Annotated in this window: 11 protein-coding genes and 1 pseudogene; 8 read left to right on the top strand and 4 right to left on the bottom strand. The window is 69.1% G+C overall.

Annotated features, from left to right (window positions below; all coding sequences use genetic code 11):
- Window positions 1-56: 56 nt before the first annotated feature.
- Genes CES90_RS07245 through CES90_RS07235 form a run of 3 tightly spaced genes read right to left on the bottom strand, consistent with a single transcriptional unit; the run spans window position 57 to window position 3,267 of the window.
- Window positions 57-1,364, bottom strand: a complete 1,308-nt coding sequence (locus CES90_RS07245) for a tyrosine-type recombinase/integrase (protein ID WP_189782319.1) — start codon at window positions 1,362-1,364, stop codon at window positions 57-59.
- The gene (locus tag CES90_RS07240; RefSeq protein ID WP_189782320.1) at window positions 1,364-1,555 is read right to left on the bottom strand and encodes a helix-turn-helix domain-containing protein; all 192 of its coding nucleotides are present in this window, start codon (window positions 1,553-1,555) and stop codon (window positions 1,364-1,366) included. The genes CES90_RS07245 and CES90_RS07240 overlap by 1 nt, the downstream gene beginning before the upstream one ends.
- Window positions 1,552-3,267: a replication initiator gene (locus tag CES90_RS07235; RefSeq protein WP_189782321.1), complete on the bottom strand. Its 1,716-nt coding sequence runs from the start codon at window positions 3,265-3,267 to the stop codon at window positions 1,552-1,554. Before CES90_RS07235 ends, CES90_RS07240 begins: the two co-directional genes overlap by 4 nt.
- Window positions 3,268-3,587: 320 nt before the next feature.
- On the opposite strand from CES90_RS07235, the gene CES90_RS07230 reads away from it, so the two are divergent.
- The 8 genes and pseudogenes from CES90_RS07230 (at window position 3,588) to CES90_RS07195 (ending at window position 8,943) form a co-directional block, all read left to right on the top strand.
- Window positions 3,588-4,013 (top strand): winged helix-turn-helix domain-containing protein, encoded by a 426-nt coding sequence (locus CES90_RS07230; RefSeq protein ID WP_229913740.1) that lies wholly within the window; start codon window positions 3,588-3,590, stop codon window positions 4,011-4,013.
- A gap of 654 nt (window positions 4,014-4,667) precedes the next feature.
- Window positions 4,668-5,051 (top strand): type II toxin-antitoxin system RelE/ParE family toxin, encoded by a 384-nt coding sequence (locus CES90_RS07225; protein WP_189782322.1) that lies wholly within the window; start codon window positions 4,668-4,670, stop codon window positions 5,049-5,051.
- Entirely contained in the window at window positions 5,048-5,386 is a 339-nt protein-coding gene (locus CES90_RS07220; RefSeq protein ID WP_189782323.1) for a helix-turn-helix domain-containing protein, read from the top strand. The genes CES90_RS07225 and CES90_RS07220 overlap by 4 nt, the downstream gene beginning before the upstream one ends.
- Before the next feature lie 35 nt (window positions 5,387-5,421).
- Window positions 5,422-5,637: pseudogene (locus tag CES90_RS07215) on the top strand (helix-turn-helix domain-containing protein); the annotation flags it as partial.
- A 598-nt stretch (window positions 5,638-6,235) separates the two neighbouring features.
- Window positions 6,236-6,535 (top strand): hypothetical protein, encoded by a 300-nt coding sequence (locus tag CES90_RS07210; RefSeq protein WP_189782324.1) that lies wholly within the window; start codon window positions 6,236-6,238, stop codon window positions 6,533-6,535.
- 308 nt (window positions 6,536-6,843) lie between these two features.
- On the top strand, window positions 6,844-8,064 hold the full coding sequence (locus CES90_RS07205; RefSeq protein WP_189782325.1) for a helix-turn-helix domain-containing protein: 1,221 nt from the start codon (window positions 6,844-6,846) through the stop codon (window positions 8,062-8,064).
- A 463-nt stretch (window positions 8,065-8,527) separates the two neighbouring features.
- Window positions 8,528-8,752, top strand: coding sequence for a hypothetical protein (locus tag CES90_RS07200; protein ID WP_189782431.1), 225 nt, complete (start codon window positions 8,528-8,530; stop codon window positions 8,750-8,752).
- Window positions 8,749-8,943, top strand: a complete 195-nt coding sequence (locus CES90_RS07195; RefSeq protein WP_373313308.1) for a hypothetical protein — start codon at window positions 8,749-8,751, stop codon at window positions 8,941-8,943. Before CES90_RS07200 ends, CES90_RS07195 begins: the two co-directional genes overlap by 4 nt.
- A 262-nt stretch (window positions 8,944-9,205) precedes the next feature.
- Here CES90_RS07195 and CES90_RS07190 read toward each other — a convergent pair whose 3' ends face one another.
- A complete protein-coding gene (locus tag CES90_RS07190; RefSeq protein WP_189782326.1) occupies window positions 9,206-9,997 on the bottom strand; it encodes a hypothetical protein in 792 nt (263 codons plus the stop codon).
- Between the last annotated feature and the right edge of the window lie 13 nt (window positions 9,998-10,010).

Here is a 10,010-nt window from a genome sequence, read left to right as displayed (position 1 = left end):
CAGACGGCGTCTGGTGGGGCTTCAGAGGGTCTTGACGGCAGTAGTTGACGGCAACGTCAGCGGACGGACGCGGCGCAGGGCGGTGGTTCGTCGCCGTCGGCGTTGACTGTCTCGGTGTTTGTCAGGCCGTCGAGTGCGGTGCCGAGAGCATCGATGGCTTGGCGCTGGAGCCGGAGCCTCACGTGGGCGTAGACGGTGGCTGTGACACCGATGTGGGCGTGGCCGAGGAGTTCCTTGATCACGACGAGTTCGACTCCCTGCTCCAGGAGCAGCGTCGCGGTCGAGTGCCTGAGGTCGTGAAATCGGATGCGGCGGAGGTCGGCCTTGCGGAGGAGCGTGGTGAAGGTGCGGGTGAGGTTGGTCGGGTCGATCGGCCTGCCCTGCGGCGTGGCGAACACGTACCCGCTGTGCTGCCACGCGGTGCCCGCGGTATCCCGCTCGCGCTGCTGCTGCTCTCGGTGGTGCTTCAGCGACTGGAGGCAGCGGGCGGGGAGGGCGATGCGGCGCTCGGAGGCCCGGGTCTTGGTGGGCAGCGTGGTGAGCCCGCCTGCGCTGGTGCGTTGCAAGGTGCGGCGGACGGCGGCCGTGCCCCGGCCGAGGTCGAGGTCTTCCCAGCGCAGGCCGAGGAGTTCGCCTTTGCGGAGTCCGGTGTGGAGCGCGAGTTCGAACAGGGCATGGAGTCGGTGTCCGCGCGCGGCTGTGAGGAATTGGCGGGCTTCGTCGGTGGTGAGGGGTTCGAAGCGTCGGGGGCGAGGTGTGCCGGTGCGGACGTTGCGGGCGACGTTGCGCGGGATCTCCTCCTCGCGCACGGAGTGCTCCAGGGCGGACTTGAGTACGGAGTGGATGTAGGTCAGCGTCAGTGGAGAGAGCCGCTTGGAGCAGCACGATCCGACGGCGCAGCAAAGGGGCTCATCACGCCCTGCATCGATGTCGCGCACGCAGCACTGGCAGGTGGTGCGGAGCTGGTTGAGCCAGGTGCGAACGTCCTTGGCAGAGAGCTTGGCGAGCTTCTTCTTGCCCAGGCCGGGGACGAGGTAGCGGTGGACGCAGGTGGTGTAGCGGGTGTGGGTGTTCTCGCGTAGCTGGTGGACGGCGACGGCCTCCAGCCAGTAGGTCAGGTATGCGGCCACGCTGCCTTGAGCGGAGGGGACGGGAAGGCCGCGGTTGCTGGTGGCGATCTTCTCGGTGAGCTTGGCCAGGGCTTCCTTCCGGGTGGTGCCGTAGACGCGGACGCGGCGACGGGTGTTGCCGGGGGCGAGGACGTATCCGGCGGCTTCCCAGCGGCTGTCCTTGCGTTGGTAGACGGTTCCGTCGCCGTTGGCGCGCACGCGGCGGGAGGCGGGGGTGTCTCGGGGTGTGGTCATCAGGCGGCGGCTTCCTGTTCGAGTCGGGTGCGGATGAAGTCGGTGAGGGCGTGGGTGGGGATGCGGCGGGCGCGGCCGAGGGTGATGGAGGCGAGTTGCCGGGTGCGGATGAGGTCGTAGACGGCGGTGCGGCTGAGCTGGAGGCGGGCCATGACCTGGGGGACGGTGAGGAGTTCGGTGCTGGCGGTCACGCGGCGGCCCCCGGCCGGTCAGCGCTGGTCAGCCGATCAGTGGAGTGACCGGCGGAGTGACCCGGGCGGTCACCGGAGCGTTCCGAGCGGCGGGTTCGGGTCGGTTGTTCGGGCCGGGTCTGCCGTTTCGCGGTCAGGAGGTCGGCGAGATGTTCGAGTTCGGGGAGAAGGCCGGTTCCGGCGTACTGCCAGTGGGAGATGACCAAGGTCGTGTCCGGGCCCACGTGCTGACCGACGATGTTGCGGTGACCGGCTGCCAGGTCGGTGGAGTGTCCGGCGCGGTCACCGACCGGACTGCCGCCCGTCTGGTCAGACTGCGTCTCAGCCGATGCCGGGGCTGGTGTCTGGGGGTCGGGTTGACCGGCTCGCCAGGCGGTGCGTTCGGCTCGGAGGTGGGCGAGGGTGGTGGAGTAGTGGCGGGTGCGGGTGGAGAAGTGGCCTCGGAAGCCGAGCATGTGGGCCCATTGGCGCAGGCGGAGGTGGGCGTGTCGGCGGTTGGTGGCGAGGTGCCAGGCGGTGTGGATCATGCGGCGGGCGTGGTCGGTGATGTTGTGGGTGGTGAGTTCGGCGAGGAGTCGGAGTCGGCGGTCGAGGGTGCCGGTGGTGGTCTCGGCGCCTTTGGTGGCGTACTTGGCGATGTAGGCGGCGACGTGTCGGTCGGTGACCGGGCCGCCGCCGGTGAAGTCCGTACTGCGGATCGCCCGGATGTCGATCTGCCGCCCGAACCGGAACACCAACCGCCTCGCCCGGTCTGAGTCCTGGGGCGGAGACGCGGGGACGTACCCGGCGGGCTGCGGTTGCTTCGGCGGTTCGCCTTCGTGGTGGACGCGGGTGCGTTGGGCGGCGCCGCGGACGGCGTGGTCGAGGAGTTGGGTGGTGGCCCAGGCGGGTGGTGGGCTGGTAGGGCCTGTGGGTCCGTCGAGGCGGATGACGGCGTGGAAGTGGACTTGGCCGCGCTTCTGGTACTCGGCGACCTTTGCGTACGAAAGAGTGGCGTGGTGCCGCAGGTCCCGCTGCGTCAGCCCCGCCGCCTTCGCTATCTCCCGCCGCAAGTGGGTGGTGAAGCGTGCCCACAGGGCCGGGGCGTGCGCGTTCCACAGGACCGCGCCGGTGTAGTCGTAGCGCTCGGGGTCGAGCGGGGTGCCGAGGAGCGGGTCGTCGTCGGCGTGGACCTGGCCGCAGTGGCAGCGGCCGGTGTCGGGCTGGTTGTGGACGGACCCGAAGCCGGGCGCGGTGAGCGTGGCGAACACGCGCGGGTGCACGGCGACGCTGGTGGGGACGGTCTTGCCGCCGCGTAGTCCGGCTGCGATGAGTTGGTAGGTGTCATAGCGGTAGACGGTGGAGCAGGCGGGGCAGCGGGTGGCACGGCGGTTGCCGCAGCGGACCAGCAGTTCGCCCGCCGGGAGCCGGCCGGAGTCGAAGTGGTCGAGGACCTCGCCGGTTCCGGCGTCCAGGCGGGTGCGGTGCCCGGCCAGGCGGATCGGGTGCGCGCATCCGCCGAGGGTGCTGATCTGTCGTGCGAGGGGTGCGAGTTGGCCGGTGGCGGCGAGCTTCGCCAGCTTGGCGGTGAGCCGGGCGCGGCGCTCCAGCGCCGACCGCCCTGCCGGTGAGGCGGTGGCATCCGCCGGGCAGGTCGGTGCCGCGAGCGGCGACGACGGACGTGAGGCGGCTGGAACGGTCGTGGGGTACGGGAGTTGGAGCTGTGCGGGCATGCGGGAAGGGGCCTTTCGGTGGGAGCGCGGAAGCGGTACGGCGCGGGGCACATGGGCAGGCCGAAGTGATCGGCTCACAGGGGAACGGGGCGCCTCGGAGTTGGGCGCGGGGGCCGGACCAGAGGGGGCTTGGTCGGCGGGGCGCGGTGGTGATCACCGGCGGGTGCGTGACGTTAACATCGGCCCACAGGCGCATTCAAGTGCATCCCTCCTCATTCCTTTCTGTGGGCGGTGGGACGCGGGTAGTGTGGGGCCGGTTTCCCGGTTTGGCCGGGCCGGATTGTGCTGGTAGAGGGCGTGGAAGGCGGGGGTGACCGGGCGTGGCGGCGAGGCGCGGGCGCAGGCGGGCGGGCAGCGGGGTGCCGCTGACGTTCGAGGTCATCGCCGAGACCCTGCGCGAGCGCATCCGCTCCGGGGGGCTGCGGCCGGGGGACGCGTTGCCGACGCAGGCCGCGTTGATGCGGGAGTTCGGGGCGGCGAGCCTGACCGTGCAGAAGGCCATGGCCCTGCTGAAGCAGGACGGGTGGGCGGTCTCCCGCCCCGGCAAGGGCGCCTTCGTCGTCCACCGCGACTACCCCGACGGCGCCGATGGCCCCGACGGTCCGGAGGCAACCGCACCCGCCGGCGGGACGACGGCCCGCGTCGAGGCACTGGAACGAGCGCTGGCCGAGGCCGCTCAGCAGATCGCCGACCTTCGTGGCCGCGTCGAGGCCTTGGAGTCGGACGTCAGCGACCGGGGCCACTGACCCGCCGAGGCGCGCGGCCCGGGGCGTGCGTTCAGATTTTCTCTTCGAGGTTCAAGGCGGCGTCCGCCCGTCTGAGCTGGCCGCTGTCGCCGACAAACCTGCCGTTCAATCGGGAGGCCGGCTACGCCGCAGGCGGTGAGCCGCCCCGGCAGTCGGGGGTGATCCGGGGCTGCCGGAGCGGCAACCTGCCTGGTCACCGGGCTGACCGTAACGGGGCTCCTGGCGGAGCAAGTTGTCGCCCACGACCGTCCTACGGCCGGATCGCGGGCACAGGGCCGGCCAGGGGGCCGACCCTCACGCCCGCCGCCGGACTCGCCGAGGGCGGTGGTCGGCGGTGCCTCCGGCGGGGGCGAAGCTCCCGGCCGCCCGTCGGGGGCTGACTCCTCCCGCCCCGGCCCCGCGCCGCCAGACTGGGCGACGCACCAGCCCGGCCGTGCGCTGCCTCTCCCGCTCGGGCCCGATCCTGCCGAAAGAAGGCCGACCCTGCACCGCCTCGGCAGGTTGCCGCTGGTTTGCGGGCGGCGCTGTGGCAGCAGGACGAAGGGGGGGAGTACGGGGGTGTGCGACGCTGGAGTGGCTGCGGTCGCGGCGACGGCACACGACCTGAACTACGTATTCGCGCTCTCGCACCCCGTGTCATATATCATCGGCGATATGGACAGCGGGCGGTACTCGATCGAGATCGAGCCGGAGGTACGGCTGTGGCTGGAGAACATTCCCGCCCATCACTACAAGCAGGCCGAACGCGTCGCTGACCTGCTCGCCGAGCAGCCCACCACCCTTGACGAACCGCACTCCCGCCACCTGGGCGGCAAGCTCCGCGAGCTGCGCTTCCGCCTGGGCGATGCCCATCAGCGGATCACCTACTGGCTGGCGCCCGGCCGACGTGTCGTGCTGCTCACCGTGTTCCGCAAGACCAAGATGCGCGAGCAGGCCGAAGTGGACCGCGCCCACGCCGCACAGCAATTGTGCGAGGCAGAGCATGAAGCCGCCGCCGAGCACGACCTCTACAGCCGCAACCTCAAGGAGTCTCGATGAACCACAGCGAATGGAGGACCCGTCGCCACCGCCGGCTGCTGGGCGAACACCTGGACGCCGACCCCGAGTACGACCGGGTCTACGAAGAGGCCGGCCTCGCCATGAAGTTGGGCAAGGCCGTCTACGACCGGCGTCAGCAGCTGGGGCTGAGCGAGGCCGATCTCGCCGAGCGCATGCACGTCGACGTCGATGACATCGAGGGCATCGAGACGGCCACCGAGCTGCCGCCCATCGCGGTCATCATGCGCCTGGCCCGCGCACTGGACCTCACGGTGGACGTTCACCTCGCCGGCGGAGACGAGCCCACCGTCACCATCGTCGCCCCAGCGGCCTGAGGCGGGGAGGAACCATGCAGGACCCGCCTTCCGCGCTCGCCCGTGAGCTCGGGCAACTCGTCCACGACCGGCGCATCGAGCTCGGGCTGTCCCAGGCCGAGCTGGCCGAGCGGTGCGGGATGAAGCAGCCACAGATCTCCCGCTTCGAAGGCGGCGGGACCGTGCCCACGCTTCCCCTCCTGCGCCGCCTGGCTCAGGCTCTCGGCGCCGACCTGACCATCAGCCTCACCCCGCACGACAAAGCCGCTTGACGCGAATTCTGAATTCCTGGAATTTCCCAGGCGGTGCAGACCCCTGACGGCAGTAGTGACGGCAACACCAGCAGACTCCAGCGCACGAGCACGAACATCCGGGGACTGTCAAATGGCCCGCTGACCGGCAAACTTGCAGGTAGGAGCGGCGTGGCCTGCACACGTACTATGTGCTGGCGGGGGCCACTCCGGTCCTGGTTCACAACAGCGACTGTGGTAACAGGCCCGACGCGCCGGATCCCGACGGAAATATCGTCTACCGGGCGCTGGCTGAGAATGAGGATCCGGCAATGGGATTGACCGCTCGGGATCCAAGTAATGTGGGGGTCAGTCCTCTATCCCATGTCGCCGGAAAAAAGATGACCCCGTGGATATCTACAACAAAGAATCCTGCTATTGCATTCGGCAAGTACAATCAGGGTCATGGGGTGGTTGCGATCGATCTGAGGCGCATTCCGCATAGGTATGTTGATATTTCTTCGGGCCCCTTCCCGTCGAGTCCGAGACATAGTTCCTATGCGAGGAAGGACTCAGAGGTCTTGGTGTGGAATAGCATTCCGGCGGGAGCCATAGTCGGGCACTGGTCGGGAGGATGAACATGGATGACTTGATAGAGCTTCTGGACGAGGCGTGGGATGATGAATCCGGTTTTCTCGGCAAGCTTCGGTCCGGAGAGTTTGATCTAGATGCTGGTGAAGCTTACGTAGCTTTGCTTTCTCGGATTCCTCCAATTGGCGAGACTGTAGAATCGAGACTGGTGCAACTTATCTGGTTCGCTCCTATGTTCATCGAGTGGCAAATGGAGCGGGCCGCTAACAGCGAGGATGAGCTGAGACAGTTGACCCGCATTGCAACCCAGGTGCACGAAGCCGTTTCTGGCGTTCTCGGGATCCCTTAACTCGGTTCGCTACCTCTGGTCTGTAATGGCTATGAGGCAGTGAAGGTTGAGTTCTGTATGAATTGGCGACATGAGGGGTCCTGTCGGATATTTTCCGGCAGGGCCCTTGTATTTTTTACGGAGCGTGTCGGAACTGGAGTTTGTGAGGGAAGTTGGGGCCAGCACGCGTCCCGAGCACCGCGCCGTGTCCGCGTGCCTCCGGGACGGAACGGCTCCGGCCCCCGTCGAGTGGACGGGGGCCGGAGCGGTACAACCCGGGGTGATCCAGGCGTACATTGCGAGTTGTCACGCACGCAATGGGAGCCAGTATGCCCGACCACATCGAGAAGCACATCGGGGCCCGTATTCGCGAGTTCCGCGCCATCCGAGACTTCAGTCTGGCCGATCTGGGCCGCCTCGCCCATGTATCCACCAGTCAGCTCAGTCGAGTCGAGAACGGGGAACGACCGGCCAGTCCGTCCGTTCTCGCCGCTGTAGCCCGCGCGCTCGGCGTCACACTGTCCGTGCTGCACGGGCAGCCCTACGTCCACATGCTTCAGAAGGACCAGCTCGATCGGCTGCTCGCGCCCATCAGCAGTGCCCTAGACGCATGGGACATCCCGCCGGACGACGACACACCGCTTCGCCCGCTCGACGAGGTGGCGGAACGGACGACGCAGGTCGCGAAGCTCCGCGCCGCTGGTGAGTTCGGCGGCGTCGCTGAGGCGCTGCCGGAGCTCATCTCCGACACCGCGGTGGCCGCACAGACGCACACCGCTCCTGGCCGGGACCGCGAGCGGGCCCATAACATGCAGGCCGAGGTCGCACGCACCACGGCGATCATCGCCTACCGGTTGGGCTTCATGGACCTCGCGCGTCTCGCGCTCGCGCGTATGGCCGTGGCCGCGCCCCACTCCGGGGACCCCCGGCAGGTCGCCGTCGAGCGCTACGAGCGGGCAGTCATTACCCATGCCGAGGCATCCCGGCCCGACCGGGGTGTGGCATTGATGAAGCAGGCCCTTCGGGACCTCGACGACGACGGCGATCCTTCGACGATGGCCGTACGGGGGACGCTTCTGCTCCGCGCCTCGGCTCTGTCCGCCGTGCAGCGGGACCACGCCGCCGCCGACGACTGGCTGGGGCAGGCGAACGAACTTGCCGAAGCTGCCGCCCAGGCCGACGCGGCGTCAGACCCGCCTGGCACGCGGTACGCCCTGGCGTTCGGCGATCTCAATGTGGCCCTGGGGCGGATCGACGTGGCCATGTACCGAGACGACCACGAGGAGGCGCTGCGCGTTGCCTCCGAGGTGCGGTTGCCGGATTCCTACCAGCCGACCCGCGTAGCCGGATTCCTGATCCGCAAGGCCGGCGCGGAGGCATGGACGGCCCACTACGACGAGGCGCTGGAGTCCCTGGAGAAGGCACGCAGGAGCGCGCCCCAACTGACCCGCTACCACCCGGAGGTTCACGAGACCGTCGGGACGCTCCTGCGCGCCCGTCGACGGGCCCCGGACCCGCTGCGCGAGTTCGCACAATGGAGCGGTGTGTAGCGAAACAGACACACTGAGTCAAGGCCTCGGTGTCCCAATCTTGGGGAATCCGGGGCCTTGTTCTGTTGGCACGCTCGATCTGTAAGCAGAGACCCCGGCGGCCGGGCAGGGCCCCGGGGCGTGGCCAACGCTGCGAAGGAGCGTCAACAGTGCACCTTGTATCACGGCTGCTCGAACACGGGAGAGCACTCCTGCTCCTGCTGTTTGGATCCGCCCACCGCGGTCGCGGTGCGGCGCCGGCCCCCGACAGCCCGGTCCCCTCCGTGGGCGTCCCGTCGCCCGCTGCGCTTAGGGCGTGCCTCGCCAGGGCGCGCCACCGTCGGGCTCCGCATCTGTGGCCGCCGCAGGAGTCGCCGGTCGTCGAGGCGGACGTGATTGTCGCGGTTCTCGTGCGCGCATACGTGCCGCCCGAGAACGATCGGACCCGCCGTCTGGCCTCTCCGGCGGGGAGGGCCTGGTGACGATGACCCCGTACGAGCCGCGTGTCGGTGACACCGTGGAGGACACCAGCAGTAAGCGGTACGGCAAGGTGATGGGCTCCGAGGGCCCGTACGTGCAGCTTCGGCCCATCGGGGGTGGGCGCGAGTGGGACGCGCGGACGGACAGACTCCGTTTGCTCACCCGCGCTGAGGCCCTGCGCGCGGGGGTAGCGGCGGCCAATGCCCGGTCGCGGGGTGAGCGTCCGTGACGATGTCCGCGGTCGACGCCGCGTACCGTGCGCTGATTCACCACAGCCCCGGATGTCCGGACTGCCGCTCACTCCGTGACGAGGACGGCAGATCCACCGGCCAGTGCGAGACGGCCGACGCCCTGCTGACGGCGTACCAGCGCGCCCAGCGTGAGGCTCGCAACGAGGCCCGCGACAAGGAGACCAAGTGACCTGCGCCCGCTGCTGGCAACCGATCACGCCCGACGAGGTCCACGACATGTTTGTCCCCGATTCCGGATCGGTGGCCAAACCCGCCGTGTACTTCCACGCGTGGCCGTGCCCCGAGCCTCCGGCCCGGACCGCCCCGCCGCCGGTCCCGGAGGGACTGTAAAGGGGCGAGTGATCAAGACTCCGCCCCGGCTTCCCTGAACCCTGGACAGGTCGAGTAGCCGGGGTGGACCCATACAGTGCCTCGGCGGGCGGATCCCGGGCTCAGGTTCCGCAACCGCCCACCCGTCGACTGCTCACCGCGATGTCGTCCATCCGCATCTCGTACGACGACGGGGTGGGGCCGGCCTGGTACAACTGCCAGCCCAGCTTGAGCTTGTCGAAGGTGGGGAAGACGAAGTCGTCGGCTGTGCCGCCGTGGTTCTTCGTGGAGACGGTCAGGTCGGGCTGTTCCACTCCGTCGAAGTAGACGGTGACACGGTTGTCGGTGGCGTCCAGGTGGAACTCGACGCACTGCCACGTGTCGGCGACGGCCGGGGCAGAGGTCTTCCAGGCCGTCCAGTCGCCGGTCGGGCCCAGGTCCGAGCCGACGCCCCAGAAGTTGCCCTTGTCGGTGGGGGCGTACTGGCCGCCGAGCGGGCGGACGAGGGTGGGGGAGTCGGAGCCGGAGGCTTCTGCGAGGGTCCAGTGGGCCCAGAGGGGGGCTGTCGGGAACACGGCCACGCGCAGGCGTACACGGGCCCAGAAGCTGTTGCCGGGCGGGGCGAGGTCGGGCAGGACGACGAAGGCGCGGCCGTTGCCCTCCGTTCGGATACGGAGTTCGCGGCCGCGTCCGTCGGTGCTGGGTTCGACGGTCAGCGTGCCGCCCGCGGCGTCGGTGGTCCAGCCCCGGCCCCGAGTGACCGGGCCGAGGGGGAGGTGGTTGAAGTTCTCCCGCACGAAAGTCTTGCCGTATGCGTCGTGCGGAGCGGGCGTTGCCGAGGCAGTGGGGGGTATCGCGATCAGGACCGCGGCCGCGGCCGACAGTGCGGCCGCGGCTTTCCTCAGGATGGTCATGGGGACAGTCTGC

The sequence above is a fragment of the Streptomyces capitiformicae genome (assembly GCF_002214185.1).
Classification (GTDB): domain Bacteria; phylum Actinomycetota; class Actinomycetes; order Streptomycetales; family Streptomycetaceae; genus Streptomyces; species Streptomyces capitiformicae.
Note: the sequence above shows the minus strand (reverse complement) of the source record. Positions and strands in the feature narration are given on the sequence as shown.